The sequence below is a fragment of the Cellulosimicrobium sp. I38E genome (assembly GCF_001647255.1).
Classification (GTDB): Bacteria; Actinomycetota; Actinomycetes; order Actinomycetales; family Cellulomonadaceae; genus Cellulosimicrobium; species Cellulosimicrobium cellulans_E.
In genome coordinates this window covers 101,477-127,123 of record NZ_LUAZ01000017.1, presented here as the reverse complement: position 1 = coordinate 127,123, position 25,647 = coordinate 101,477, and the positions used below count along the sequence as shown (strand labels likewise).

Sequence of the window (25,647 nt, the reverse complement as noted above, 5' to 3'; positions counted from 1 at the left end):
GAGGCGCCCGTGAGCGAGCAGGACGAGCTCAACACCGGGCTGCTCCTGTTCATCCCGTACCGCGCGCTCGAGCTGCGGGTCTACACCGCGGTCCGGGACGCGGGGTTCGACGACGCGACGCCCGCACAGCTCCGCGTGTTCCAACGGGTCGGGCCGCACGGCACGCGCCTCACCGAGCTCGCGGAGGCGGCCGAGATCACCAAGCAGACCGCGGGGTTCCTCGTCGACCAGCTCGAGGCCGCCGGGTACGTCGAGCGCGTCCCCGACCCTGCCGACCGCCGGGCGCGGCTCGTGCGCGTCACGGCCCGGGGGGAGGCGGCGTCCCGCGTCGCCGCGGCGGAGCTCGCGCGGGTCGAGGCGGAGTGGACCGCGCACCTCGGGGCGCGCGGCATGGCGTCGCTGCGGCGTCAGCTCGCGCGCCTGCGCGAGATCACCGACCCCTGGGCGTAGGGCGTCCGGCCTACGCCCTCTCGGCGTGCACGACGGCGACCGGGTGCGTCGCGTGGTGCAGCACCTGCTGGCTCACGGAACCCAGGACCATGCCGCGCAGGTCGCCCCGGCCGCGCGAGCCGACGACGGTCAGCGCGGCTCCCGCCGCGGCCTCCCGGATCGCGACGGACGGCTCGCGGTCCACGACGAACGTCTCGACGAGGACGCCGTCGTGCTCGGAGGTCCGCACCCGCGCGAGCGCCGCCTCGACGGTGCGCGACGCCTCGGCCCGCGCGTCGCGCTCGGCCGCGGTGTAGAACGACGGGTTCTCCTCCCACAGGGGCCCCACCGGCAGCCGCCACGCGCACACCGCGACGACGCGCGACCGGGCGCGGGCCGCCTCGTCGAGCGCGAACCGCAGCGCCGCGTCGCCGTGCACGGACCCGTCGACGCCGACCACGACGTCGGTCGTGCGCTCGGCGCGGTCCACGACGGGCGGCACGACGACGACCGGCACGGGTGAGCGCGCGGCGAGCCGCGTCCCGACGGACCCGAAGAACATGGAGCCGACGGAGCCCAGGCCGCGCGAGCCGACGACGACGAGGTCGGCGTCCTTGGCCTCGTCGAGCAGCGCCTCCGCGGGCGGGCCGGAGCGCAGGGTGGTGCGCACGGGCAGCGTGGGGTCGACGTGGGCGGCGCGCTCCGCGGCGGCCGACAGGATGGGCCCGGCGATCTCCCCGAGCTCCTCGACGCTCGGGTAGTACGCGCCCCCGACGAACGGCGTCGCGACCACCGGCACGTAGGCGACGTGCAGCACGCGGAGCTGGGCGCCGCGCCGCGCCGCCTCGCGCACGGCCCAGTCCAGGGCCTTGCCGCTCGTCGCGCTGCCGTCCACACCGACCAGCACGACCTGCTGCGTCGATCCGCTCACGGTTCCCACCTCGGTCCTCGTCCCCTTCGCGGCGGGTGTCCTCCCGCCGCCTGCACACCTCCTGGATACTCCCCGGGACCGGGCGTGCGCACCCTGCGACCGCCACTGCGCGCGGGGACCCACGGCTCCAGGTCGCGGGACGAAGGTCCCGCACCTGCGGCGGCACACCCACGCGCGCGCGAGAATCCGCCCTCGACGGGCTACGTTGAGGGCATGGGCTCTCCCCACCCGATCCGTGTGTTCCTGCTCGACGACCACGAGGTGGTCCGCCGCGGCGTCGCCGCGCTGCTCGAGGCGGCCGGTGACATCACCGTCGTCGGCGAGGCCGGCACCGCCGCCTCCGCGCTCGCGCGCATCAAGGCGACGCGACCGGACGTCGCGATCCTCGACGTGCGCCTGCCCGACGGCTCCGGCGTCGAGGTGTGCCGCGAGGTGCGCTCCGAGCTGCCCGAGGTCGGCTGCCTCATGCTCACGTCCTTCGCCGACGACGAGGCGCTGTTCCAGGCCGTGCTCGCCGGCGCGTCGGGGTACGTGCTCAAGCAGATCCACGGGTCCGACCTCGTGGGCGCGGTCCGCACCGTCGCCGCGGGCGGCTCGCTGCTCGACCCGGCGAGCACCGCGCGCGTGCTCGAGCGCCTGCGCCACGCCGCGGACGAGATCCCGGACCGGCTCGAGGGCCTGTCCCAGCAGGAGCGCCAGATCGTCGCTCTCATCGGCGAGGGGCTGACGAACCGCGAGATCGGCAAGCGCCTCTACCTCGCGGAGAAGACGGTCAAGAACTACGTCTCGCACGTCCTCGCGACGCTCGGGCTCCAGCGGCGCACCCAGGTCGCGGTGCTCGCGACCGAGATGCGTCAGGAGGAGGCGACGCGCCAGGGCGGCACCCCGGGCGCGGGCGCGCCGGCGGGGGACCGGCAGCACGGTGGCCAGCCCTTCCGTCCCTGAGGGCGGCACCGGGGCCGTGCGTCCCGGGGGGCCCGAGGGCTCGTCGCCGGACGGACCGGGGGCCGACGGCGAGGGTCCGGGCGACCGCGCGGCGTCGGGACCTTCGGCTCTCGCCGATCTGACACCGCGGCGCGACGATGTGGAGATGGACACAGTCGAGCGGACCGGGACAGGGGCACCGGTGTCGGGTGCGGGGGCCATGACGGCCGAGCGCCCGCGCGCCTCGGCAGGGCTCTCGGAGCTCACGCCGGAGGAGAGCTACGCGCTCCTCGCGACCGTCCCCGTGGGCAGGATCGTCTACACCGACCACGCGCTGCCGGCGATCCAGCCGGTGAACTTCGTCCTCGACGGTCCGGACGTCGTGTTCCGTACCGCCGAGGGCTCCAAGCTCGCGGTCGCCGCGAGCCGGGCGGTCGTCGCGTTCGAGGTGGACCAGTTCGACGCCGAGGCACGCTCCGGCTGGTCCGTCGTGCTCGTCGGCCGCACGTTCGAGGTCACCGAGCCGGTGGAGCGCGCACGGCTGCTCGCCCTCCCGCTCGTGACGTTCGTGCCCGGCGTGCGCGACCGCGTGATCAAGGTCGTCCCGCGCATCGTCACCGGGCGGCGGATACTGCGCTGAGGCGGCCCGGGCGACGGGTCAGACGAGCGGCACCCACCACTCGAGGCACGTGCCGCCGTCGGGCAGCGCGGTCGCGGTGCTCGACCCGCCCAGCGCCGCCGCGCGCGCCTGCATGTTCCGCAGCCCCGAGCGGCGACCGCCGGGCTGGATGCCCACGCCGTCGTCCGTCACCGTGAGGCGCGCCTCGTGCGCGGTCACGGAGAGGTGCACGACGACGTGGCTCGCCTGCGCGTGCCGGGCCACGTTCGTCAGGGACTCGCCGAGCACGACGACGAGCTGGTCGGCGACCTCGGCGGGCAGGCTCGGGCCGCCGTCGGACACGCCCGCGCCCGAGCCCTCGGCCGCGACCTCGACGCTCACCTCCGGGGCGAAGCCCAGGACCGTCGTCGCGGCCTCCGCCTGGGCGCGGAACCGGTCCTCGATCGACGGCGCGTCCGGGTCGGTCGCCGTGTGCAGGGCGAAGATGGTCGAGCGGATCTGCCGGATCGTCTCGTCGAGGTCGGAGACGGTCTCCTCGATGCGGGTCCGCGCGTTCGGGTCGGCGACGAGCGGCTGCACGCTCATGAGCGTCATCGCCGACGCGAACAGGCGCTGGATCACCACGTCGTGCAGGTCGCGCGCGATGCGGTCGCGGTCCTCGAGCACGCCCACCTGCTTGGCGCGCCCGTAGAGCCGCGCGTTCTCGATCGCGACGCCCGCGGCCGCGGCGAGCGCGATGACGGCCGCCTCGTCCTCGGCCGTGAACTCCGTCGTGGAGTCCTCGCCGCCCGCCCCGGGCACCCGCTTGTCCGTGAGGTACAGGTTGCCGAACACCGTCTCGCGCACCCGGACCGGGACGCCGAGGAACGTGTGCATGGGCGGGTGACCCTCGGGGAAGCCCGCGGACCGGACGTCGTCGGCGATCTCCGGGACGCGGATGGGCTCGGGGCGGTCGATCAGCTCGCCGAGCAGGCCCTCGCCGTGCGGCCAGTGGTCGATCGCGGCGACCTCGTCGTCCGAGAGCCCCAGCGGGATGAACTGCGCGAGGCGCTCGCGGCCCGAGGCGTCGAGCACGCCCAGCGCGCCGTACCGGGCGCCGGTCAGCTCCATGGCCGCCTCGACGATGCGCCGGAGCACCTGCGGGAGGTCGAGGTCGCTCGTCACCGCCACGACGGCGTCCAGCACGCGTTGCCCGGCGGTGGCCGGCTGGTCCGTCGTTCCGCTCACCCGAGCCAGTCTCCCAGACGCCGGGCCCCCGGCGGCACCCGGCCCGACGTAGAGGTGTGACGTGGGCGACACCCGCGCGCTATCGTGCGTCCACATCTCGGGACGTCCGTCGCCGTCCTGCCGGTCGCTCACCGCAGCCGGCCCGGCGCGAGCTGACCGAGGCCGTCGACGCAGGGGGCCGAAGGGACGCGGTGCCGCATGCCGACCACCGACCAGAGCGCGAGCCCTGCCACGGCGACCGCGCTCGCCGACCTGCGGGCCGCCGTCGGGCACCTGCACCCCGACGACCCCGCGGAGCTCGTCGCCATCGCCGACGACCTGCGCACCCTCGGCAGTCCCGCCGCCGCGGTGCCGTTCTACGAGTCGGCCGTCGAGCACGGCGTCCCGGGGGCCGTGTACCGGTTGGGCGTCGCGCACCACGAGGCCGGCGACGCCGCCGAGGCGTTCCGCTGCTTCGAGCTCGCGGGGCTCGCGGGCGACGTCCTCGGCGCGTTCATGGCCGCGCAGGTCGCGACGGAGCGCGGCGACCTGCACGCCGCCCGGCGGTGGTACGAGCAGGCGCAGGACGTCGAGGGCGCCTCCGTCCGGCTCGCGCAGGTGCTCGTCGAGCTGGGGGAGCGGGACGCCGCGGACGACCTCCTCGTCGCGACGTCGGGCGAGAGCTGGGAGGCGGCCGTCGAGCTGGCGCGCAGCGGCGCGCTCGCGGGGGACGACGCCGTGGCGCTCCTCGAGGGCTGGGCGCAGGCGGGCGAGGCGCGCGTCGCGGCGGCGCTGGCGGACCTCTACGTCCGTGCCGGCCGCGCCCTCGACGCGGAGGACCTGCTGGAGCAGGCGGCGCTCGTGGGCGAGCCGACCGCGCGCACGAGCCTCGGCGTCCTGCGGCTGCGGGCCGGCCGGGTCGCCGAGGCCATGACGCTCTGGAGCGAGGCCGCCGCCCAGGGCGACCCCCAGGCGGCGGAGCTGCTCGCGCGCTTCGGCTGAGCACGGGCACGGGTGCAGACAGAAAGGCGCCCGGCGGGCGACCCGCTCCGTCGAGCGTCGGTCGCCCTGCCGGGCGCGGAGGGGCGGGACGTGCGGGTGGTCTCCCCACCGCCCGCACGTCCCTCTTCCCCCGGGAGCGACTCCCTGCAGCGACGGCCTCAGAATCGTCGCGCGGTATCGGTCGCCCCGTAGGCCCGCCGCACACGGCGGGCTGTCGGAACCGTCAGACCAGCCAGGCGTTGCGCTGGACAAACGGGATCTTCTTCCACGTCTTGCCGAGGCCGAGCACGCTGCCCGCCCCGAGGAGCGTGAGCGCGATGATCGTCAGGGCCATCGTGATGTGGTCGTCGATGATCGGGTTGGTCACGAGCGGGAGCTCGGCCAGGTACATGAGCAGGAGCAGGAGCGTGCCGCTCACCGAGGCGACCCGCATGCCGATGCCCAGGATGAGGGCGAGCCCGATGCCGAGCAGGCCGACCATGAACAGCACGTCGATGAACGCGTTGCCGGCCAGGCCGCTGAAGAAGCCCGAGAACGTGCCCTCGAGGTTCGACAGGAAGCCGGTGGTCGGGCTGTTCCCGTTGATCCACGACCGCTCGGCGGGGGTCGCGAACCCGAGTCCGAACGTCTTGTCGAGGAACGCCCAGAGGAAGTAGAAGCCGATCACGATCCGCAGGACGCCGAGGACGACCTGGGTGTGTCGCGGAGCACGCTCCGCGAGGCTGAGGGTCTCCGGCTCGCTGCCTTCGACCGTGGGGAGCGGCGCGTTGGCGTTCCGCTCGATCGTCCCCTTCATCACTGTCCCCTCTCATCGACCCGGCCGGTGCGGTCGGGCTCCTGAGACCAAGCAAACCCCTGTGAAGGAAGGGTGGACGTCAGGCAAAGGTCGCCGCCCGCGGGGACCTAGGTCACCGGTGCGCCGGGGCGATTCCGCTCGCCGGGCCCTGCGGCCGGGTCGCCTAGGAGCCGGTGGAGCCTTCGAGCTCGGCACGCAGCTCGTCGACGCGCTCTCGCAGGCTCTCGATCGCGTCCCGGACGGCGGCGTCCGCGCCGGAGAGGGAGTCGGCGACCGCGTCGAGCTCGGTGGACGCGTCCTCGAGCGCCGTCTCCGCCTCCGCGAGGCGCTGCTCGGCCTCGGCGCGGGTGTCGTCGGTGGCCGTGGCGGCCTCGTCCGCCGCGGCGCGGGCCTCGTCCGCGGCCTCCTGCGCCGCCGTGACGGCGTCCTCGGCACGTGTGCGGGCCTCGCCGGACAGCGAGCCGAGGTCGTCGGTGAGGGAGCGGACGTCCTCGCCGATGGTCTCGGCCTGGGACCGGGCGTCGTCGAGGAACTGCTGGACCTGGTCCCCGGTGAGGGTGAACTCCGGCACGCTCACCGAGCCGTCCTCCGCGCACCCGGCGAGCGCGAGGGTCGTGACGACCGCCGCGCCCAGCGCGAACGAGCGTGACGTTGACCTGCGGTGACGCGTCGGTGAACTCATGGCGGCATTCTCCCCCGCGAACATGAGACGGGGGTGAGAGCCTCGTGGAGGCGGTGTACGGTAGGCGGACGAGGGCACTGTGGCGTGCGGCACACCGACCGGTGGACGTGCGCAGCCGTGACGTCGGGCGCGACGACGCGCAGAACCGGCGTGCGGGACCGCAGGTCCGTGGCAGGGCACGAAGCACGGGAGTGAGCGGTGAGCACCACGGCGGAGCACGAGGGCGCGGCGGACGACGTGCCCCAGATGCCTGAGCCTGCCGCGCCCGCCCCCGCGCAGTCCCCGGCCTTCGCGCGACGCGCTCGCGCCGTCTCCCACGTCCTCATCTCCTCGGCGCTCGCGATCACGCTGGCCGCGGCGCTCGCCGGGAGCGTCGAGCCCCGCCCCGGTGCGTCCTTCTTCGCCGAGGCTGCGGCGGCGACGCAGGTCTCGGCGCTGTCGAGCACGCTCGGCGCCGGCCTCGACGAGGACCAGCAGCTCGACGGCGCGATCGAGGTCCTCGCGACGGCGAACTCCCTCGCCGACGGCGAGGTCACCGCTCCCGTGGAGCAGGCGCGTGCCGAGCTCGGCATGCTCCTCGCCACCTACCTCGCTCAGCAGGACGCCGCGCGCCGGGTGCCCGTCCAGGTGGTCCCCGACGGCGGGCTCGACCTCGACGAGTCGCTCGACGACACCGAGGTGCCGGACCTCCCGGAGCCGGTCGACCCGGGCGCGGGCTCCGACGACCTCGACCTCCCCGGTGCGGACGAGGACGGGACGACGGCCCCCGGAGGCCCCGCGCAGCAGCCCGCGTCCGTGGACGCGGCGGGCGACACGGACGCGGTGCGCACCTCCGCCGTCCGCACCACGCCGAGCCCGAGCCCGACGAGCAGCCCCGACCCCACCGCGTCCCCGAGCCCGAGCGGGTCGCCGAGCCCCAGCGGGTCGCCGAGCCCGTCGCCCTCGGGCGACGCCCCGACAGGACCGACGGCGCCCGGCAGCACCGGGGGCTCCCCGGGAGACCGCACGCTCCCCGAGGACGCCGTGCCCGCTCCCGACGGCGTCGCCCCGGGGGAGCTCGGCGGTACCCAGGGGGACCTGGGCGACCCGTCGGGTGACAGCGGTGACGGCGAGCACGCGGAGGACGACGACCACGCGCACGGCGACGTGACGCTCGAGGACGTCGTCGTCTCGGCGACCCACCTCGCGGACCTGCTCGGCACGGACTACTCCCCGGTCGGCGTCGTCCCGGCGGCCGGGGCCACGGCGCTCGCGGGCACGACCCTCGCGGAGCGGCTCGCCGAGGTGGTCGAGAAGTATGCCGGCTCGACGGCGCAGTACCAGAACGGGCGGATCCCGGCCGAGGCGCTGTGCGCGCTCGACTTCGCGCCGGGCAAGACGCTGCGCTGCGACGCGGCCGAGCAGCTCGAGGCGCTCGCCGCGGAGTTCGAGAAGGAGTTCGGGTACGCGCTCAAGATCACCGACGCGTACCGCCCCTACGACGACCAGGTGCGGCTCAAGGCGATCAAGCCCTACCTCGCCGCGGTGCCCGGGACGTCCCAGCACGGCTGGGGCCTCGCGATCGACGTCGGCGGCAACGTCCCGTCCGGGACCTCGCGCGAGTACGTGTGGCTCCGCATGCACGGTCCGGACTACGGCTGGGACAACCCCGCCTGGGCGCGACCGAACGGCTCCAAGCCCGAGCCGTGGCACTTCGAGTTCTTCGCTGCGGGCAAGATGCCGACGCGCTACACGCCGTCCGAGAGCACGGCTCCGTCGACCCCCCAGAAGCCGTCGACGCCCGGCGCGCCCGCCCCGGCGCCCAAGCCCACCCCGACCGAGCCCACGAAGCCGACCACACCCACCAAGCCGACCACGCCGACCACCCCGAAGCCGGAGCCCGAGCAGCCCGCGAAGGTCGCCGTGCCCGCCGGGCTCGTCGGCACGACGCAGGCCCAGGCCGAGGCCGCGCTCGCGAAGGCCGGGCTCAAGGTCAGCGTGACGACGGAGGAGAACGCCGCCGCGGCAGGCACGGTGCTCTCGGTCAACCCGGGCTCGGGCGCCCAGGTCGCGCCGGGGAGCACGGTGACGATCGTCGTCTCGTCCGGGCCTGCGCAAGAGCCGGAGCCCGAGCCGGAGCCGACCGAACCCGAGCCGACCCCCGACCCCGAGCCGACGGAGGAGCCGACCGCCGCGCCGACGTCCGCGCCGACCGAGGAGCCCACGGCGGACGCGACGGGGACGACCGCACCCTGACGCGCGACGGCGTCGCGCCCAGCGCGGGGAGGGCGGTCGCGCCCGCTCATGCCGCGAGCCCCCGATATTCGCGTGCGCCGCGGCGAGCGTCCGCGTAGCCTCGTCAGCGATGTGATCCTCACCTGCCCCGACCGCTCCGTCCCGTCGAGCCCGTCGTCGTGGCCCCCGCGCCGTCCCTGGCGCGTGCGCGTGCCGCCCGGGCACCTTGGTAGGTGATCGCCCCATGGCCCGTTCCACCCCTGTCCTCCGTGCGTCCGACGTCCGCGTGTCCTTCGCGGGCCGTCCCGTGCTGCGCGGCGTCGACCTCGCCGTCGACCCCGGCCACCGCACGGGTCTCGTCGGCGAGAACGGCGTCGGCAAGTCCACCCTGCTGCGCGTGCTCGCGGGCACGCTCGCGCCCGACGACGGGGCCGTGACCCGGCCCGACGACCTCGGGTTCCTGCACCAGGAGTTCCCCTACCCGCCGACGACGACCGTGCGTGCGGTCGTCGACGACGCGCTGGCCCGCGTCCGGGCGATCGAGCGCGAGCTCGAGGAGGCGGCGCTCGCCCTCGCGGGCCCGGACGTCGCGGGGCCCGTCGCGGGGGTCGAGGAGGCGTACGCGCGCGCCCTCGACCGGGCCGAGCTCGCGGACGTGTGGGACGCCGACGCGCGCGCCGCGCGCACGCTCGCCGGCCTGGGACTCGACGTCGACGGCGTCGCCGGCCGCGCCGTCGGCTCGCTCTCGGGCGGGCAGCGGACGCGGCTCGGGCTCGCCGCGCTGCTGGTGCGTCAACCCGGCGCGCTGCTGCTCGACGAGCCGACGAACCACCTCGACGACGACGCGGCCGAGTTCCTGGCGGCGGCGCTGCGCGCGCTCCCCGGCGCCGTCGTGCTCGCGAGCCACGACCGGGTCTTCCTCGACGAGGTGTGCACCGAGATCCTCGACCTCGACCCGGTGGCCGAGCCGCTGCGGGGCGCCGCGGACGGCGCGTCGCGGCCCGGTGGCGCTGCCACCCTGTACGGGGGCACGTACAGCGACTACCTGGAGGCCAAGCGCGTCGAGCGCGCGCGCTGGGAGCAGCGGTTCGAGACCGAGCAGGCGGAGCTCGCCGAGCTGCGCCGGTCCGTCGCGGTCACCGCGCGCGACGTCTCGAAGAACCGCGAGCGCGGCAACCAGGCGAAGATCCTCTACGACTTCAAGGGGGAGCGCGTCCAGAGCCAGGTGTCGCGGCGCGTGCGCAACGCCCAGCTGCGGCTCGACACCCTCGATCGCGACCAGGTGCGCAAGCCCCCGCCGCCGCTGCGCTTCGCCCCGCCGAGCGGCGACGGCGCGGTCACCCCCGGCGGGGGCGACGTCGTCGCCTGGGCGCGGGGCGTCGTCGTGCACCGGCCGGTGGGTACGGGCGCGCCCGGCGAGCGCGCCGACCGGCTCGACATGACGGCGTCGGGCGTGCCCTCGGTCGAGGTCGCGCGCGGCACGCGGCTGCTCGTCACGGGCGCCAACGGCGCGGGGAAGTCGACGCTCCTGCACGTCCTGGCGGGCGACCTCGCAGCCGACGCGGGCACGGTCGGTCGGGCACGCGGCGTCCGGGTCGGCCTGCTGGAGCAGGACGTCCACCTCCACGACGACGACCGCACCCCGCGCGAGCTCCTCGCCCTCGCGCAGGGCTGGGACCCGGCCGACCGGGCGGGCGCGCGCGAGGCCGCGGTCGACGCCCACGGGCTCCTCGCGCCGCGTGACCTCGGGCGCCCGCTCGCGGAGCTGTCGGTCGGTCAGCGGCGGCGCGTGGTGCTCGCGATGCTCGTGACGCAGGCCCCCGACGTGCTGCTCCTCGACGAGCCGACGAACCACGTCTCCCTGACGCTCGCGGGGGAGCTCATGGAGGCGGTCGACGAGTGGCCGGGCGCCGTGGTCGTCGCGTCGCACGACCGGTGGCTCCGGCAGCGCTGGACGGGCGACGTCGTGCACCTCGCGTAAGCGCTGACAACTCGCTGGCCGTGTGCGCCGGAGGGTGCTTAGGGTCGGTGGGTGGACGTCGAGCAGACCGGTGCCGTGGTGCCGGACAACGCGTGGAAGCAGGTCGTCGCGTCGCTCGCGGACGCGGGTCGGCTGGAGGTGCTCGCGCGCGTCGTGACGGAGGGCCCCGCCGAGGCGGTGCTCTCGACCGACGAGCGGCGGCGGCTCGGGCCGCTCCTCGCCGCCGGGGTGGTCGTGCGCGACGACGGCGGGTTCCTGCGCGCCGCGCCCGAGCGGTTCGCGGCGCTCCTCGCGACGGCGCCCACGCCCCGGCCCACGGGCCCCGAGCGGTTCCTCGTCGACGGGCGCCTGCTGCGCTCGCCCAAGCGCCTGCGCGACCGCGAGCTCGTGGTGCGGTTCCTCGCGGCGCAGGTGCTGCCCCTGGAGGAGCCCGTCACCGAGCTCACGCTGACCAAGCGGCTCGCGGCCCGCGCGGCGGACCCGGTGTCGCTGCGCCGCGCGATGGTCGACGCCGGCCTCGTGCACCGCACGCGCGACGGCGCCGAGTACTGGCGCACGGTCGTCACGGAGTTCGACGACGTCTGACCACCGGGCGCGCGGGTGCGCGGCGGGGGTGGGCGTCGGACGCGGCGACTAGGGTCGGTGGCATGAGCAGCGAGCGCGCCCTCGCGGCGCTGGAGGCGTCGGGCATCGACTACACCGTCACGCGGCACGGGCGGGTGGGGTCGCTCGAGGAGGCCGCCGCGGCGCGGGGCGTGGACCCGTCGCGCGTCCTCAAGACGATCGTCGTGCGGCGTGCGGAGGACGACTACCTGTTCGTGCTCGTCCCGGGTGACCGCCAGATCTCCTGGCCCAAGCTGCGCTCGCTCCTCGGCGTCTCGCGCCTCTCCATGCCGGACAAGGAGGTCGCGCGCGACGTCACGGGCTACGAGCGAGGCACGATCACCCCGTTCGGCTCGACGCACGCCTGGCCGGTCGTGGCGGACGTCCGGGTCGTGGCGGGACCGGCGACGAGCGACGAGGTCGACGTCGCGGGGGGCGAGATCGCGGAGCCCGACGCCGCAGCGCGCCTGGTCTCGATCGGCGGCGGTGCGCACGGCGTCGCCGCGACGGTGGACGGGCAGGCGCTCGTCGGCGCGCTGGGCGCGCAGGTCGCGGACGTCACGGAACCGCTGTAGCGCCCTCGACCGCCCCTGGCGCGGCGGTTGTGTGGGTTCGGAGAAAGGTCGAGGACCACCCCCTCGGGGGCTGGTGTGCGCCGCGCGTCGGGTGCAGACTCTTTCTGCTCCGGTCGCGGTCGCCCGGCGCGACCCGTCGCCCGACGGCGGCGCGTGCGACCGTACGGAGCCTCGCGGGGGCGCGCGGGGAACAGGCCGTCACCACCGGACGTTGTCCGGAGGGGCGGCCGACAGCACGCAGGACGACTCGAGAGAGACGGTGAGCGGGAACCGTGGACACAGGCAGCGCGATCGACCGGACGAGCGGGATCGTCTACGCCCCGGCGGACGGCGGCGTGGTCGTGACGATGTGGGGAGAGATCGACGCGGCGCTGCGCGACCGCGCGAGCGAGGCGATGTCCTACGTGCTGGACACGCGCGGGCGCGTGGTGGTCGACGTCGCCGACGTGACCTTCATCGACTCGTCGGGCATCGCGTTCATCATCCAGCTCTACATGCTCGGCGAGGAGGACGGCCGCGACGTGGTGCTCCGCGACCCGTCGACGAGCATCGTCGAGCTGCTCGAGATGATCGGCATGGGCGGACGCATCCCCGTCGAGCGCAGCGGCGCGACGACGGGCCCCATCGAGGTCGTCGGCGCGGTCTGACGCCGGCCCGCGCTCACCCGCCCGGGTCCCGGATGCTGTGGGACCCGGCCGGTACGGTGCGGTCATGCGCATCCTGCACACGTCCGACTGGCACCTCGGGCGGACGCTGCACGGGGTCGACCTGCTGGAGCACCAGGCCGCGCACCTCGACCACCTCGTCGAGCTGACCCGCACGGAGCGCGTCGACGCCGTCGTCGTCGCGGGCGACGTGTACGACCGCGCGATCCCTCCCGTCGACGCGGTGTCGCTCCTCTCGGACGCGGTCACGCGGCTCGCGGAGCACGCGCACGTCGTCGTCACGCCGGGCAACCACGACTCCGCGGTCCGGCTCGGGTTCGGGGATCGCGTCATGCGTCCGGGCGTGCACCTGCGCGCACGGCTGGCCGACGTCGGGTCGCCCGTCGTCCTCGCACCACGCCGCGGGAGCGGTACGGGCGACGCTCCGCTGCTCGTCTACGCCCTCCCGTACCTCGACCCGGACACGGCGCGCCACGCGCTGGCCGACGACGCCGGGTCCGCGGGCGCGGACCACGGCGCGGCCCCGCGCGCCGGCGGAGCGCGGACGCCGCTCGCCCGGTCGCACGAGGCGGTCATGGGAGCCGCGATGCGGCGCGTCGGGGCCGACCTCGCGCGTCGCCGTGCGCAGGACCCGGCCGCACGGGCCGTCGTCGTCGGCCACGCGTTCGTGGTCGGTGGGCTCGCGTCGGAGTCGGAGCGGGACATCCGCGTGGGTGGGGTCGACGCCGTGCCCGCGGCGACGTTCGGGGGTTGGGGGATCGACTACGTCGCGCTCGGGCACCTGCACGGGCCGCAGCGCGTCACCGTGCCCGACGTTTCACGTGAAACCGCAGGTCACGGCAGCGGGTCGGCGACGGTCGCGCGCTACTCGGGGTCGCCGCTCGCGTTCTCCTTCTCGGAGCTGCACCAGCGCAAGTCCACGGCGCTCGTCGACCTGGACCGGCTGCGCGCCGGCGGGGACCCGGACGCGGCGGTCCAGCTCGTCCCCGCGCCGGTGCCGCGCCGCCTCGCGGAGGTCACGGGGACGCTCGACGACCTGCTCGGGACGGTCGGCGAGCCGTACGTCGACGACTGGCTGCGGGTGGTCGTGACGGACCCCGTGCGACCCACCGAGCTCTACGCGCGCGTCCGGGCCCGTTTCCCGCACGCCCTCCAGGTGACCCATCGCCCGCCGCGCGTCGCCGAGCGGGAGGTCGTGACCGCCGTCGGGCCGGGCCGCGACCCGCTCGACGTCGCGCGGGACTTCGTCGAGCACGTGGCGGGCCATGCGCCGAGCGCCGCGGAGGTCGCCGTGCTGCGCGAGGCGTTCGAGCTCGCGCTGGCGGAGGAGCGGAGCGCCTGATGCACCTGCACTCGCTGACCTTCCAGGCGATCGGTCCGTTCGCGGGCCTCCATCGCGTCGACCTCGCGTCCCTCGGTGCGTCCGGGATCTTCCTGCTCGACGGGCCCACGGGCGCAGGCAAGTCGACGGTCATCGACGCGATCGTCTTCGCTCTGTACGGCAAGGTCGCGTCCGACGCGGCGAGCGACGACCGCCTCCGTTCGGCGTTCGCGGCCCCCGAGGTCGAGTCGTTCGTGGACCTCGTGCTGGAGGTCCCGTCGGGCGTGTACCGGGTGCGTCGGACGCCCGAGTACCTCCGGCCCAAGAAGCGCGGCACGGGCACGACGACCCAGCAGGCCTCGGTGCGGCTCTGGCGCCTGGCGGGCGTGCCGTCCGCCGAGGCCGTCGCGGGGGTCGACGGCCCGCCCGGCGAGCTGCTCTCGGCGCGGCTCGACGAGGCCGGCGACGAGATCCGCCGGATCGTCGGGCTCGACCGACGCCAGCTCGTGCAGACCGTCGTGCTGCCCCAGGGCGAGTTCGCGACGTTCCTGCGCGCGAAGCCCGAGGACCGGGCCGTGCTGCTCCAGAAGGTCTTCGGCACCGAGCTCTACCACCGCGCGGCGGTGCGGCTCGCCGAGCTCGCGCGCACGGCGCGGGCGCGGTCGGACGGTGCGCGGCAGGGGGTTCGCGGCGCGGTCGAGCGGTTCGCCGGGGCAGCGGGGCTCGTGCCCGACGACGCCCGGCGACTGCGCGAGGCCGCGCAGGACGACGCGCGGCTGCGGCGGGCCGACGAGGCTGACGTCGCCCGGGCCGAGGCGGACGTCGCTGGGGGTGTGGCGAACCTCGCTCGGGGTGCGGTGGAGGCGGCGAGGCGGACGGGCCTCGCCGCCGCGGACACCGCGCCGTCGTCCCTGGCGCCGCTCGACGACGGACGGGTCACGGGGTCGGAGCCCGCCGCACCCGCGGCGGTGATCGAGGAGACAGCAGCCCCGGTCGCGGGCGTGCACGCGCTCGCCCTGGCGCGCGTCGCGGGGCTGGAGGCCGACGCGGAGGTGCTGGCCGAGCGCGAGCTCGCGGCCAACGCGACGCTCGTCGCGGCGCGCGACCGCCTCGACGCCGAGCGGGCGGTCGCCGACGCCGTGGACCGCCGGGCACGGCTGCGCGTCGAGGAGGCGCGCCTCGCGGAGGAGGAGCCCCGGGTCGCCGACGACCGTCGGCGCGTCGACGCCGCGACCCGTGCCGCCGTGGTCGCCCCCGCGGCGCAGGGTCTCGTCCGCGCGGAGCAGCTCCTCGCCGCCGCGCACGACCGGCTCGCGCTCGCGCGGACCGGCGCGCCCGCGCCCCTCGCCGACGCCGACCCGACCACGCTCGAGGCGCTGCGCGCCGACGTCGCGACGGCCGGGGTGCGCGTGACCCGCCTGCTCCCCGTCGGTGCCTCGCTCCCGAGCCGTGACCGTGCGGTCGCCGACGGTCGCAAGGACGTCGCGCAGGCGGCCGAGGAGCGGGCGCGCGTCCTCGACGAGCTCGCCGCGCGCCCGGCGCGCCGTGAGGAGCTGCGCCTGCGGCTGGCGTCGCTCGCGGAGACGGCCGGGACGCTCGGGGCCTGCCAGGAGCGGGCGCTGCGTGCGCGTGCGGTCGAGGAGGCGGCGCGGCAGGCCGCGACGCTCGCCGCGGAGGAGGAGATGGCCCGTGCCGTGCGCACGGAGGCCGCGACGGCCGCGCGCGCCGCGGTCGAGCAGGAGGCGCGGGTCCGGGCGGCCCGCATCGCCGGCCTCGCGGGCGAGCTCGCCGCCGGTCTCGTCGAGGAGTCCCCGTGCCCGGTGTGCGGCGGCACGGACCACCCGGCCCCGGCGCCGCTCGCGGACGACCACCCCACGGCGCAGGACGTCCAGGAGGCCGAGCACGGCCGGGCGGAGGCCGAGCGGACGCTGCACGACGCGTCCGCGCGGGTCGAGGTCCTCGCGGAGCGGCTGGCCGCGCGCCGTCGGGACGCGGAGGGCCTGACGCCGCACGAGGCGGCGGAGCGGGTCGCGGAGGTCGACGCGCTCGTCACGATCGCGCGAGCGGCGGCGCGCGAGCGTGCGGACGCCGAGCGCGAGCTCGACGCCCTCGACGCCGCCACGCTCGCCCTCCAGGAGCGGGCCGCCGCGCTGGCGGAGACGATCGCCGCCACGACGGCCCGCGTCGACGAGCTCGCGACGATGCTCGACGCCGACCGGGCCGAGATCCGTGCGGAGGTCGCCGCGGCCGGACCGCTGGTGATGCTGGCCGACCTGCCCGACGCCCTCGCCGACGAGGGCGGGACCCGGAACCCGGTCGCCGTCCTCGCCGCCGCGCTGGACGAGCGGCTCCGCACGATCGACGCGCTCGCCGACGCGGGCGCCGCGGTCGCCACCGCTCAGAGGGCCGTCGACGAGCGCGCGGCCGAGCTCGCCACGCTCGTCGACCGGTCCGGGTTCGTGGACGCCGCCGACGCGCTCGCCGCCGTCCTCGACGAGCCGGACCGTCGGGCGCTCGCGCGGCGCGTGGCCGAGCACGAGGCGGCGCGCGCCGCCACGACCGCCGGGCTCGCCGACCCGGCCCTCGCGGACGTGCCCGAGGACGCGCGCGCGGACGTCCCCGCGGCACGGGCAGCGGTCGCCGAGGCTGAGGCGACGGCACGGGCAGCAGGCCGCCGGCACGAGCTCGTGGCCCGCCAGGCGCAGTCCGCGCGCGCCGCGGCGGAGGGGATCGGGGCGGCAGCGGACGACTGGGCCAGGGCCCGCGACGCGGCAGAGCCGGTCGCGCGCATGGCCGCGCTGGCGTCCGGCTCCGGCGACAACGCCCACGCGCTCACGCTCGCGACGTTCGTCCTCGTCCAGCGGTTCGAGGACGTCGTCGCGGCGGCGAACGAGCGCCTCGCCGAGATGTCGTCGGGCCGGTACGAGCTCGTGCGCAGCGCGACGCGCGAGGACGTGCGCGCGCACAAGCGTGGGCTCGCGATGAAGGTCCTCGACCACGTCACCGAGCGCGAGCGCGACCCGCGGACGCTGTCCGGCGGCGAGACGTTCTACGTGTCCCTGTGCCTGGCCCTGGGCCTCGCGGACGTCGTCACCGCGGAGGCGGGCGGGGTCGAGCTGGGGACGCTCTTCGTCGACGAGGGCTTCGGCAGCCTGGACCCCGAGACGCTCGAGGCCGTGCTCGCGGCTCTCGGTCGGCTCCGGGCGGGTGGGCGCGTCGTCGGCGTCGTGTCGCACGTGGAGGCGCTCAAGCAGTCCATCGCGGAGCGCATCGAGGTGCGGCGCGTGCCCGGAGGCGGGAGCACGCTCACCGTGCGAGCGTGAGGACGGCGGTGCTCACCCGGGACGTCGGCCGGGTGACCTCGACCGGGTGACACCGGCCGGAGACGCCGAGCGGAGAACGTCGGCCGGAGGCGCCGACGACCGACCGGTCGAGGCGACCGGGTGCAGCGGGCCGCCACCGGCGATGAGAGGTGGTGCGGGTGACAGGACCGGCACGGCACGACGGCGCGGCGAGCCCGCGCGACGCCCGGCTGCGGCGGCGCTGGGACCGGGAGGCGGGCGCCTACGACCGCGGCATGGCCGTGGCCGAGCGGCGATTCTTCCCGGACGTCCGCCCCCGCGCGTGCGCGCTCGCGACGGGCGAGACGCTGGAGGTCGCGATCGGCACGGGACTCAACCTGGCCCACTACCCGGCGCCGGTCCTGGCCGGCCGACTGACGGGCGTCGAGTGGAGCCCGGGGATGCTCGCGGTCGCGCGACGGCGCGCCGCGGAGCGGAGCATCGACGTCGACCTCCGGCTCGGTGACGCGCAGCGGCTCGACCTCCCCGACGACTCCTACGACACCGTGGTCTGCACCTTCTCGCTGTGTGCGATCCCCGACCACCGTGCCGCGCTCGCGGAGATGGTCCGCGTGCTGCGGCCCGGCGGCCTGCTCGTCCTCGCGGACCACGTCGCGTCGACGTCGTGGCCGTTCCGCGCGCTCCAGGCGATGGCCGACGCCGTGAGCGTCCCGCTCGCCGGGGAGCACTTCCGCCGCCGCCCGCTGCGCTGGGTGCTTGATGCGGGGCTCGCCGTCGAGCGGCACGAGCGCACGCGGGCGGGCGTCATCGAGTGGTTCGCGGCGCGCACACCCGGTCCACGAGCTCGGTGACCGCTGCGCGCACGGGGTGTGGCGGCGCGCCGCCGTCGAGCGCGAGCGCCGCGCGGTCGAAGGCCGCGGAGAGCAGGAGAGTCAGCGCGTCGAGGCGGTCGTCCTGCGCGACGTCGTCCCCGACGCGCGGCGGCGTCGGCCGGTCCCTCCCCGCGAGGCGGGGGCCGCCGTCGCGTGCGTGACGGGCGCGGGCCTCGTCGTCGGGTGCGCCGTCGTCAGGTGCGGCCTCGCCGGGCGTGGTGTCGATCGCCGCGGCGAGGCCTGCGCGCAGCGTGCGACGGGCGTGGCGCGCGTCGAGGGCGTCGGCCTCGGCGGCGCCGAGCACGGCCGGGGCGTCGACGAGCAGCAGGCGCGTCCGGCCGGGGACCGCCATCGCGTCGAGGTAGGCCCGCGCGCCCTCGATGAGCATCCCGCGGGCGTCGAGCGCGTCGGCTGCGACCTCGTGGGCGCTGGCGAGCGGGCCGGTCCGTGCCTCGATCTCGCGCGCGACGGCCTCCGCCTCGGCCTCGACGACCGCCCGGAACAGGTCCCGCTTGTCCGCGTAGTGGTGGTAGAGCGCGCCCCGCGTGACGCGCGCGGCCGCGGCGATCTGGGGTGTCGACGCCTCCGCGTACCCGGGGTCGACGAACAGCTCGCGTGCCGCGGCGACGAGCGCGGTCCGGGTGGCGAGGGTGCGCTCGGCGTTGCTCCGACGTGTCTCTTGCATACCGACAGACTGTAGGTCACTCTTAGATACATACAGCCTGTTTGTTTGTTTCCTTGGGCGCCCGCCCACGACCAGAGGAGAAGACCCGTGCGCATCACGAGCTGGTACCCGGTGATCATGACCGGAGACGTCGCCGCGACCGCCGCGTTCTACGTCGAGCACCTCGACCTCCGGCCGCTCTTCACGAGCGACTGGTACGTGCACCTTCAGTCCCCGCACGACGAGGCCGTGAACCTCGCCGTGCTGGACGGCGACCACGAGACGATCCCCGAGTGCGGGCGGGGGAGGGCGAACGGGCTCCTGCTCAACCTCGAGGTCGAGGACGTCGACGCCGTCCACGACCGCTTCGTCGCGGCGGGTCTGCCGATCCTGCGCTCGCTGCGCGACGAGGCGTTCGGCCAGCGCCACTTCATCACCGCCGACCCGAACGGTGTCCTGATCGACGTCATCACGCCCATCCCGCCGTCGGGCGAGTTCGTCGAGCAGTACGAGGAGTCGGCTCTCCCCGCCGACTGACCGGACGTCCCCTCAGGACGTGGGCGGGAGGAACCCCGTCGCGCTGGTCGTGACGACACCTGCGACGACCACGACCACGACCGCGACCAGCACCGCGGTCCGCGCCCGGGGCGGGCACTGCCGTCGGCCATGGATCCTCCCGTCATCGGTACCCGCCGGAGGGGAGGCGGCCGGCCGTGCGATCGGCGGGCCTCGGTCCCGACCCGGTCACCATGTCACAAGACGGCGCCTCCTCGGTCTCTCTCCTACGGGGGCAGGAGCGGCGACCGAGGTTCGCGGTCGTCGAGCGTCATCGCCGGGTGGGCACCCGGTCCGACCGGGGCGTCCCCGGCGCCGTCGAAGGAGAGCAGCAATGTCAGCAGCATCGTCCCCGCTCGAGCGCGAGCTGCGGCGCATGGAGGTCATCGCGCGCCGCGAGCAGCTCCGGCTCGTGGGTCGCGCCCTGCCCCGCGTGGCGGAGCGCCGCCGGTGGGCGGACGCCCCGCGCCGTCAGTCCCCGACGACCGCGACCCGGTAGACGCACCGCAGACGCACGTCAGGCCGAGCGCTGCACCGCTGGCCTAGCGCTGCACCACTGGCCTAGCGCTGCACCGCCGGCTGCCGCCCTCGGCCCGGAGCGCGTCTCTCCACGTGCGGGTGCTCAGTCCAGGGCGCTCAGGCCGGCGAGGTCGCGCGCGCGTAGCAGCACGTCGTCGAGCATCTGGGGCGTGAGACGCCCGGTGAAGGTGTTCTGCTGGCTCACGTGGAAGCACCCCAGGAGGGTGAGGGTCTGCGCGGGGGGCGGCTGCCCGCCGTCGGGCACCTCGCCGTCGTGGTGAGCCCCCGCGGTGTCCGTCCCCGGCGCGGGTGTCCGACGGCGCAGCGTCACCTCCGCGCCGTGCGTGAACCGCGGCCGTGGCCGGGGCACGTCCCAGCCCTGCTCGGCGAGCGTGGACAGGAGCGCCTGCCACCCGAATCCGCCGAGCACGACGGCGACGCGCACGGTCTCCCCGAGCAGCTCCACCTCGCGCGCGAGATACGGCCCGCACCGGCGGCGCTCCTCGGGCGTGGGCTTGTTGTCGGGCGGGGCGCACCGCACCGGGGCGGTGACGCGGATCCCGGTGAGGCGCAGCCCGTCGTCCGCGGACACGGACGTCGCCTGGTTGGCCAGGCCCGTGCGGTGCATGGACGCGAAGAGGAAGTCGCCGCTGCGGTCGCCCGTGAACATGCGGCCGGTGCGGTTGGCCCCGTGCGCGGCGGGTGCGAGCCCGACGACGAGGATCCCCGCGCGCTCGTCGCCGAACCCGGGCACGGGCCGGGCCCAGTAGTCGTCGTCGCGGAACGACGCGCGCTTGACCTCGGCGACGTGCTCGCGCCACGCGACCAGACGCGGGCAGGCCCGGCACTGGATGAGGTGGTCGTCGAGCGCCGCGAGCGACGGGGCGGTCCGCGCGGCGAGCGGGTACTCGGGGTCGTCGGTCGTCACGCACCCCATCTTCCGCGCCGAGCACGACATGGGGGTCGTTATCCGCCGGATAGCGACCCCCATGTCGTGCTCGACCGCGAGCGAAGTCGTGCTCGACGGCGCCTGTCTGGCCGGTCAGGCGCCGCGGTCGGCGAGCACCGTGGCCTCGGCGAGCGCGGCGGCGTCGTCGGGGACGTCGACGGCCGCCTCGGGACCGGTCGTCGCGGCGGTCGTGCCGCCGGCCGGCTCACGCGTGCCGAGCGCGTCGGCGGCATCGTCCGGGACGGGCGCGCCGAACGTGTGCCGCAGGCCGAGCAGGACCGCTCCGGCGATGACGACCACGCCGAACATCACGGCGGCCATCGTCACGGGCGGTGACCCGCCGAGCAGGCCGGTCACCGGCGCGACGATCGCGCCGACGCCGAACTGGAAGGCCCCGATGAGCGCCGCGGCGCTCCCGGCGCGGTGCGCGTTGCGCTCGAGCGCGATGGCGGGGACGGACGGCATGACGAAGCCGGCGGTACCGAGCGTGAGGACGATGAGCGGGACGAGCCACGCGAGGCCGGCGCCGGCGAGCGCCGCGACGAGGAGCCCGCCCGAGAGCACGAAGCCCGCGGCGACCGCGCCCTGGAGGATGCGCTCGGGCGCGACGCGGCCCACGAGCGCGCCGTTGATCTGGCTGCCCGCCGTCACGGACACGGCGCCGACGCCGAACACGATCGCGTACTGCTGGGCCGACATGCCGAAGAAGTCCTGGAACACGAACGTCGACGCGGAGATGTACGTGAACATCGCGGCCATGTAGAAGCCCGCGATGAGTGCGAGCCCGATGAACGACCAGTCGCCCAGGAGCGAGCCGTACGACCGCAGGGCGGCGACGGTCCCGCCGGAACGTCGGCGCTCGGCCGGGAGCGTCTCGCGCAGGCGGAGCAGCACGAGCACGAACAGCACGGCGCCGACCACGGCGAGCGCGACGAACATGCCGCGCCAGGAGCCGAGCCGCAGGAACTGGGCGCCGATGGTCGGGGCGAGGATCGGCGCGACGCCCACGACGAGCATGAGGCGCGCGATGACCTTGCCGATCTGGTAGCCCTCGAACGAGTCGCGCACGATCGCCATGGAGAGCACCATCCCGGCGGCCGCGGAGAGCCCCTGGACGAACCGCAGGCCGGTGAGCGCGGCGACCGACCCGGCGAAGACGATCCCCACGGACGCGGCGACGTACACCGCGAGGGAGACCAGCAGGGGAGCGCGGCGGCCGATCGCGTCCGAGACGGACCCGATGAGGAGCTGGCCGATCGCGAGCCCGGCGAGCGTCGCGGTGAGCGTGAGCTGGACGCGGGACTCGGTCGTGCCGAGCTCGTCGACGATGCGCGGGAAGGCGGAGAGGTACAGGTCGATCGTCAGCGGACCGATCGCGGTGAGCGCGGAGAGCAGCAGGACGAGCCCCGCGCTGATGCGCCCGGGTCGGGCGGGAGCGGCGGGGCTCGTGGAGCCGGTGCCCGGCGGGGCGGCGACGGGCGCGGTCGGCGCCGGGGTCGCGGGGGGAGTGGAGGCCATGACAGGGGCAACCCCGCGCGGGGTGCCGCATGTTCCCGGACGCCGTACGTGATCGGATGCTGAGACGGCGGAGGTCTCAGGCTCTGCCGCGCGCCCCGCCGTCGTGCTGGCGGTCTCCGTCGTCGGCGCCGACCCCGTGCCCTGCGGCTGCGAGACCGCGCCGCGCACGGGCCTCCTCGGCGGCGTCGTCGAGCTCGACGGCGAGCGCGCGGGCCGCGTGGTGCAGGTCCGCCGCGCGAGAGGCGTCGCCCGCGGCGGTCTCGCCCGCGGTCACCGCCTCGGCGACGGAGCCCGCCGCGAGCAGTGCGGTCGCGAGCGCGCTGCGGGCCTCGGCCTCGGCGTCGGGGTCCCCGAGCGCGACGGCCGCGTCGACCGCGGCACGCAGCTCCACGACCCCGGCCCCCGCCGCGTCGGAGCGTGCGAGAAGCCGACCCACGTGCACCCGTGCCCGCGTCGCCAGCCCCGCGTCGCCCAGAAAGGTCGCGCTCGCGAGGGCGTCGCGGTGCAGCGCGAGCGCGCGGTCGAGGCTGCCCTCCGCCTCGGAGAGGATCGCGGCGTTGCTCGACACGATCGCGACGTTGAGGACGTCGCCCACGCGACGTGACAGCGCGAGCGCCCGGTCGTCGCCGCGTCGCGGTACGCGGTCTCGGCCTCGTCGAAGCGGCCGAGCCGCTTGTACACGTTGCCGACGCGGTTGAGCGTCTGGCCGGGACGCGGGTCGTCGCCGCGCTCGAGCGAGCGGACGAGCTGGGCGAGCGCCTCGTCGTACCGGCCGAGCCGTTCGAGCGCGCGCCCGAGGTCGCGCCCGGCCTGGGACCGCCCGGAGGGCCGTCCGTGCTCGACCGCCGCCGTGTGCACCGCGACCGCGTCGTCCCAGCGCCCCGCCGAGTCGAGGTACGGCGCGAGCAGGGCGGAGAGGTCGGTCACCGGGTCGGCGAGCTCGTGCTCCGCGGCGAGCGCCGACGTCGCGACGAGCAGGTCCCGGTGGGTGTCGAGCCACGCGAGCGCGACGTCGGTGGTGCTCCTCACCGCCGCGGCGCCCGACGGGGCGGAGCCCAACCCGGTCGGACCCTGCTCGGCCGAGCGCCCGGTCGCGTCGTGGTGAGGCGCCGCTGCGCGCACGGCGGGCCGGGCGTCGTCGAGCAGCCGGGCGGCGAGGCGCCCGACGGCCGCAGCCCGCGCGGAGAACGGGTCGTCGGACCGGGCGAGGTCGGCGGCGAGGGCGCGGACGGCGTCGGGCACGACGACCTCGCCGCGCGGCCCGTCCGTGACGAGGTGAGCGCGCCCCAGCGCGGCGAGCGCGTCCCGGCTCTCGCTCGTCGAGACACCGAGGAGTACGGCGACCCACGCGGCGTCGAGCGGCACCGGGACGAGGGCGAGGAGGCGCAGGGCTCGGGCGTGGTCCGCGGGGAGGTCGCGGTGCGCCGCGGCGAGCGCGGGGTGCAGGGCCGGTCCGGGGAGGTCCTCCACCCGGCGGGCGTGGTCGGCGAGCGACCAGCCGGGCCGGGCGCGGACGTCGTCGGCGACGCGCACCAGCGCGGCGGGGAGGCCCCCGCACGCGCGGACCAGCCGAGTGGCCGCGCTCGGCTCGGCGACCGCGCGGTCCGCGCCGACGAGCGACCCCAGGAGCGCGAGCGCGTCGTCCTCGGGGAGCGGGTCCAGGGTCGTCCCGGCCGCGCCGGGGAGGTCGAGCACGTGGTGCGCCGTGGCCACGACGCGTGCCCCGGCCGGCAGGTGCGCGACGACGTCCGCGACCTGGGCGGCGGCGGTCACGTCGTCGAGGACGACCGTCGTGCGACGCCCGGCGAGCGCGGCCGCGAGGGCCGCGGCGAGCGCGAGGACGTCGCGCGCCTGCGCGTCCGGCGGCGGCGCGCCGAGCGACTGGAGCAGCGCGTCGAGCACGACGGCGGCCGGTGGCGCCTCAGCGGCAGGCACCCGGCGCAGGTCGACGAGCGCGACGACGTCCGCGGGGACCTCGCGCGCGACGGCGAGCGCGACGCTCGTCGTCCCCGTCCCGGCGAGGCCGGTGACGGTCACGACGCGCGGACCGTCGGGGATGCCGGGGAGCCCGTCGGGCCGTCCGGCCCCGAGCGCTGCGGCGAGGCGCGCGGCGTCGTCCGCACGGCCCACGAGGGGGCCCTCGTCCGCGAACGGTCCCAGCCGGACCGACGGCGGCGCTGCCGCCGGGACGGCGGCGGGCACGGCCGCGGTTCGGTACGCGGCGCGCCAGGCCGCGGGCCGGCGGTCACCGAGGACCCGCGCGACGTCGGCGAGCAGGTCGACGTCGAGCCGGGAACGGCCCGCCCGGAAGACGTCGTAGACGGTCACACGGCCGGGGCGCGCCTCCGCGGCGGGGACGCCCCGGGAGGTGCGGAGCGCGCCGACGCGCCGCGCGATCTCGGTGTACGAGGGGTCGCCGGCCCAGGTCCGGAGCGCGCGCAGTCGCGCCGCGAGCTCGTCCACCGACCCGGCGCCCACGGGGGACGGTGGCGGGTCGGGGGGCATCGCGCCAGGCTAGCGACGGCTACCCACCGGTGCGCGGCGACGCCGCTACGCGACAGCGCGGCTGCTGACCGGGACGCGCTCGTCCGCGTCCTTGATGACCCAGGCGACGACGGCGAGGCCGAGGATCGCCACGACGGGGGTGGCGAGCCCGGCGAAGGGCACGGTGGCGTCGTTGTGCCCGACGGTGAAGACGGAGATGTCCCACAGGCCGTGCAGGGCCATGGCCCACACGAGGGAGCCGGTCGTGCGACGCAGGATGTAGAAGACCGTCCCGGAGCCGAAGGCGACGAGGACCTGGGGGAGGGCCTTGTCGAGGGGGGAGCCGGAGAGGACGTTGAGCAGGTGCATGGCCCCGAACAGCACGGAGCTCCACAGCCAGACCCAGACCTCGCGGTAGCGCGAGCGCAGCCCGACGAGGAGCGTGCCGCGCGCGACCAGCTCCTCGCAGAACCCGACCCCGATCCCCAGCAGGAGGAGGGCGAGGAGGAACGTCGCGTCGAAGTCCTCCCACGTGGTCTGGGCGAGGCTGACGATTGCCACGACGAGCATGAGAACAGGGGCGATGATCGGCCAGCGGCGGGCGCTGCGTGCGCGCTCGAAGAGCGCGGGGCGCCACCATCCCAGCGCGGTGGTGACCACGACGAGGTAGAGGGCCCCGATGACGAACGAGGGCACGGTGACGCGGAAGATGCTCTCGGCGCTGGTCCCGACGTCCTCGTAGGGGACGCCGGAGAGCGCGGCGACGATCGCGATGATGACGAGATAGCCGATGAGGATCGCGATTCCGATCCAGGCTCGGGGTGGGACGCGCATGT

The 25,647-nt window shown here is 76.2% G+C and carries 24 protein-coding genes; 14 read left to right on the top strand and 10 right to left on the bottom strand.

From position 1 onward, the window contains the following. The first annotated feature begins 9 nt into the window (after window positions 1-9). Window positions 10-450: a MarR family winged helix-turn-helix transcriptional regulator gene (locus tag A0J59_RS05805; protein ID WP_064315509.1), complete on the top strand. Its 441-nt coding sequence runs from the start codon at window positions 10-12 to the stop codon at window positions 448-450. A gap of 10 nt (window positions 451-460) precedes the next feature. Here A0J59_RS05805 and A0J59_RS05800 read toward each other — a convergent pair whose 3' ends face one another. Next, window positions 461-1,360, bottom strand: coding sequence for a universal stress protein (locus A0J59_RS05800; protein ID WP_064315580.1), 900 nt, complete (start codon window positions 1,358-1,360; stop codon window positions 461-463). Window positions 1,361-1,573: 213 nt separating this feature from the next. Here A0J59_RS05800 and A0J59_RS05795 point away from each other — a divergent pair, with 213 nt between their 5' ends. Beyond that, complete coding sequence (locus tag A0J59_RS05795) at window positions 1,574-2,305, top strand: response regulator transcription factor (RefSeq protein ID WP_082379792.1); 732 nt, start codon at window positions 1,574-1,576, stop codon at window positions 2,303-2,305. Window positions 2,306-2,450: 145 nt separating this feature from the next. After that, window positions 2,451-2,924 carry a pyridoxamine 5'-phosphate oxidase family protein gene (locus tag A0J59_RS05790; protein WP_197088709.1) on the top strand — a complete coding sequence of 158 codons (474 nt, stop codon included), beginning with the start codon at window positions 2,451-2,453 and terminating at the stop codon, window positions 2,922-2,924. Between the two features lie 18 nt (window positions 2,925-2,942). On the opposite strand, the gene A0J59_RS05785 is transcribed toward A0J59_RS05790, so the two are convergent. Then, window positions 2,943-4,130 (bottom strand): GAF domain-containing sensor histidine kinase, encoded by a 1,188-nt coding sequence (locus A0J59_RS05785; protein ID WP_172820021.1) that lies wholly within the window; start codon window positions 4,128-4,130, stop codon window positions 2,943-2,945. Window positions 4,131-4,328: 198 nt separating this feature from the next. On the opposite strand from A0J59_RS05785, the gene A0J59_RS05780 reads away from it, so the two are divergent. Next, complete coding sequence (locus A0J59_RS05780; protein ID WP_064315508.1) at window positions 4,329-5,111, top strand: lipopolysaccharide assembly protein LapB; 783 nt, start codon at window positions 4,329-4,331, stop codon at window positions 5,109-5,111. Between the two features lie 223 nt (window positions 5,112-5,334). Here A0J59_RS05780 and A0J59_RS05775 read toward each other — a convergent pair whose 3' ends face one another. Together A0J59_RS05775 and A0J59_RS05770 are read right to left on the bottom strand one after the other, a co-directional pair. Next, window positions 5,335-5,907 (bottom strand): hypothetical protein, encoded by a 573-nt coding sequence (locus A0J59_RS05775; RefSeq protein WP_047231045.1) that lies wholly within the window; start codon window positions 5,905-5,907, stop codon window positions 5,335-5,337. Window positions 5,908-6,070: 163 nt separating this feature from the next. Continuing rightward, window positions 6,071-6,589: a hypothetical protein gene (locus A0J59_RS05770; protein WP_156532830.1), complete on the bottom strand. Its 519-nt coding sequence runs from the start codon at window positions 6,587-6,589 to the stop codon at window positions 6,071-6,073. A 198-nt stretch (window positions 6,590-6,787) separates the two neighbouring features. Here A0J59_RS05770 and A0J59_RS05765 point away from each other — a divergent pair, with 198 nt between their 5' ends. From A0J59_RS05765 to A0J59_RS05730, 8 genes are all read left to right on the top strand, one after another. Beyond that, window positions 6,788-8,824, top strand: a complete 2,037-nt coding sequence (locus A0J59_RS05765; protein WP_053370499.1) for a M15 family metallopeptidase — start codon at window positions 6,788-6,790, stop codon at window positions 8,822-8,824. Window positions 8,825-9,047: 223 nt separating this feature from the next. Further along, complete coding sequence (locus A0J59_RS05760) at window positions 9,048-10,784, top strand: ABC-F family ATP-binding cassette domain-containing protein (RefSeq protein WP_064315506.1); 1,737 nt, start codon at window positions 9,048-9,050, stop codon at window positions 10,782-10,784. A gap of 51 nt (window positions 10,785-10,835) precedes the next feature. Beyond that, complete coding sequence (locus tag A0J59_RS22270) at window positions 10,836-11,369, top strand: DUF2087 domain-containing protein (RefSeq protein WP_255365029.1); 534 nt, start codon at window positions 10,836-10,838, stop codon at window positions 11,367-11,369. A gap of 62 nt (window positions 11,370-11,431) precedes the next feature. After that, window positions 11,432-11,962 carry an aminoacyl-tRNA deacylase gene (locus A0J59_RS05750; RefSeq protein WP_047231048.1) on the top strand — a complete coding sequence of 177 codons (531 nt, stop codon included), beginning with the start codon at window positions 11,432-11,434 and terminating at the stop codon, window positions 11,960-11,962. Window positions 11,963-12,234: 272 nt separating this feature from the next. Next, a complete protein-coding gene (locus A0J59_RS05745) occupies window positions 12,235-12,609 on the top strand; it encodes an STAS domain-containing protein (protein WP_231581660.1) in 375 nt (124 codons plus the stop codon). A gap of 64 nt (window positions 12,610-12,673) precedes the next feature. Next, window positions 12,674-13,969 (top strand): exonuclease SbcCD subunit D, encoded by a 1,296-nt coding sequence (locus A0J59_RS05740; RefSeq protein WP_064315578.1) that lies wholly within the window; start codon window positions 12,674-12,676, stop codon window positions 13,967-13,969. Beyond that, entirely contained in the window at window positions 13,969-17,271 is a 3,303-nt protein-coding gene (locus A0J59_RS05735; protein WP_064315505.1) for an AAA family ATPase, read from the top strand. Before A0J59_RS05740 ends, A0J59_RS05735 begins: the two co-directional genes overlap by 1 nt. Before the next feature lie 158 nt (window positions 17,272-17,429). Continuing rightward, window positions 17,430-18,101, top strand: coding sequence for a class I SAM-dependent methyltransferase (locus tag A0J59_RS05730; RefSeq protein ID WP_064315504.1), 672 nt, complete (start codon window positions 17,430-17,432; stop codon window positions 18,099-18,101). Here A0J59_RS05730 and A0J59_RS05725 read toward each other — a convergent pair. After that, window positions 18,055-18,807, bottom strand: coding sequence for a TetR/AcrR family transcriptional regulator (locus tag A0J59_RS05725; RefSeq protein WP_064315503.1), 753 nt, complete (start codon window positions 18,805-18,807; stop codon window positions 18,055-18,057). The genes A0J59_RS05730 and A0J59_RS05725 overlap by 47 nt on opposite strands. 87 nt (window positions 18,808-18,894) lie before the next feature. Here A0J59_RS05725 and A0J59_RS05720 point away from each other — a divergent pair, with 87 nt between their 5' ends. Next, window positions 18,895-19,323, top strand: coding sequence for a VOC family protein (locus A0J59_RS05720; RefSeq protein ID WP_064315502.1), 429 nt, complete (start codon window positions 18,895-18,897; stop codon window positions 19,321-19,323). A gap of 352 nt (window positions 19,324-19,675) precedes the next feature. Continuing rightward, window positions 19,676-19,840: a hypothetical protein gene (locus A0J59_RS21485; protein ID WP_156186257.1), complete on the top strand. Its 165-nt coding sequence runs from the start codon at window positions 19,676-19,678 to the stop codon at window positions 19,838-19,840. A 123-nt stretch (window positions 19,841-19,963) separates the two neighbouring features. Here the strand turns inward: A0J59_RS21485 and A0J59_RS05715 are convergent, their stop codons facing one another. From A0J59_RS05715 to A0J59_RS05700, 5 genes are all read right to left on the bottom strand, one after another. After that, a complete protein-coding gene (locus A0J59_RS05715; protein WP_047231273.1) occupies window positions 19,964-20,797 on the bottom strand; it encodes a uracil-DNA glycosylase in 834 nt (277 codons plus the stop codon). A 105-nt stretch (window positions 20,798-20,902) separates the two neighbouring features. Beyond that, a complete protein-coding gene (locus tag A0J59_RS05710; RefSeq protein ID WP_082918772.1) occupies window positions 20,903-22,327 on the bottom strand; it encodes a multidrug effflux MFS transporter in 1,425 nt (474 codons plus the stop codon). Between the two features lie 76 nt (window positions 22,328-22,403). Next, entirely contained in the window at window positions 22,404-22,601 is a 198-nt protein-coding gene (locus A0J59_RS21480; RefSeq protein ID WP_156532828.1) for a hypothetical protein, read from the bottom strand. Further along, complete coding sequence (locus tag A0J59_RS05705; protein ID WP_156532826.1) at window positions 22,598-24,832, bottom strand: tetratricopeptide repeat protein; 2,235 nt, start codon at window positions 24,830-24,832, stop codon at window positions 22,598-22,600. Before A0J59_RS05705 ends, A0J59_RS21480 begins: the two co-directional genes overlap by 4 nt. A gap of 45 nt (window positions 24,833-24,877) precedes the next feature. Next, the gene (locus A0J59_RS05700) at window positions 24,878-25,645 is read right to left on the bottom strand and encodes a CPBP family intramembrane glutamic endopeptidase (RefSeq protein ID WP_064315500.1); all 768 of its coding nucleotides are present in this window, start codon (window positions 25,643-25,645) and stop codon (window positions 24,878-24,880) included. Between the last annotated feature and the right edge of the window lie 2 nt (window positions 25,646-25,647).

Coding starts and splice junctions, on each gene's coding strand:
- A0J59_RS05760 (WP_064315506.1), top strand. CDS start 9,048: ATGGCCCGTTCCACCCCTGTCCTCCGTGCGTCCGACGTCCGCGTGTCC.
- A0J59_RS21485 (WP_156186257.1), top strand. CDS start 19,676: ATGTCAGCAGCATCGTCCCCGCTCGAGCGCGAGCTGCGGCGCATGGAG.
- A0J59_RS05790 (WP_197088709.1), top strand. CDS start 2,451: ATGGACACAGTCGAGCGGACCGGGACAGGGGCACCGGTGTCGGGTGCG.
- A0J59_RS05705 (WP_156532826.1), bottom strand. CDS start 24,832: ATGCCCCCCGACCCGCCACCGTCCCCCGTGGGCGCCGGGTCGGTGGAC.
- A0J59_RS05735 (WP_064315505.1), top strand. CDS start 13,969: ATGCACCTGCACTCGCTGACCTTCCAGGCGATCGGTCCGTTCGCGGGC.
- A0J59_RS05795 (WP_082379792.1), top strand. CDS start 1,574: ATGGGCTCTCCCCACCCGATCCGTGTGTTCCTGCTCGACGACCACGAG.
- A0J59_RS05770 (WP_156532830.1), bottom strand. CDS start 6,589: ATGAGTTCACCGACGCGTCACCGCAGGTCAACGTCACGCTCGTTCGCG.
- A0J59_RS05710 (WP_082918772.1), bottom strand. CDS start 22,327: ATGGCCTCCACTCCCCCCGCGACCCCGGCGCCGACCGCGCCCGTCGCC.
- A0J59_RS05780 (WP_064315508.1), top strand. CDS start 4,329: ATGCCGACCACCGACCAGAGCGCGAGCCCTGCCACGGCGACCGCGCTC.
- A0J59_RS05750 (WP_047231048.1), top strand. CDS start 11,432: ATGAGCAGCGAGCGCGCCCTCGCGGCGCTGGAGGCGTCGGGCATCGAC.
- A0J59_RS05740 (WP_064315578.1), top strand. CDS start 12,674: ATGCGCATCCTGCACACGTCCGACTGGCACCTCGGGCGGACGCTGCAC.
- A0J59_RS05700 (WP_064315500.1), bottom strand. CDS start 25,645: ATGCGCGTCCCACCCCGAGCCTGGATCGGAATCGCGATCCTCATCGGC.
- A0J59_RS05725 (WP_064315503.1), bottom strand. CDS start 18,807: ATGCAAGAGACACGTCGGAGCAACGCCGAGCGCACCCTCGCCACCCGG.
- A0J59_RS05775 (WP_047231045.1), bottom strand. CDS start 5,907: ATGAAGGGGACGATCGAGCGGAACGCCAACGCGCCGCTCCCCACGGTC.
- A0J59_RS05715 (WP_047231273.1), bottom strand. CDS start 20,797: ATGGGGTGCGTGACGACCGACGACCCCGAGTACCCGCTCGCCGCGCGG.